Annotated in this window: 1 pseudogene; it reads left to right on the plus strand. The window is 49.6% G+C overall.

What is annotated here, in order from left to right:
• Nucleotides 1-234: pseudogene (locus LD028_RS09505) on the plus strand (DUF4351 domain-containing protein); the annotation flags it as partial.

Below are 234 nucleotides of genomic sequence, written 5' to 3' on the forward strand. Positions count from 1 at the left end.
TCCGGTGGCCGCTGCCTTGCTCAGCCAAATGGGGTATACTGAAAGTGAACGGATTGAACTGAAAAAAGAGTGTTTGCGCATGCTCGTGCGGTTGGAACTGGATGAAGCGAGGCAACGGCTGCTGTTGGGCTTTTTTGAAACGTATGTGAAGCTGTCGGAGGAAGAAGAGCAACAACTGCAAAGAGAGGTGAAGGCGATGGAAACGAAAGAAAAAGAGAAGGTGTTGGAGCTGAT

The sequence above is a fragment of the Anoxybacillus sp. LAT27 genome (assembly GCF_022030075.1).
Taxonomy (GTDB): Bacteria; Bacillota; Bacilli; order Bacillales; family Anoxybacillaceae; genus Anoxybacillus; species Anoxybacillus kestanbolensis.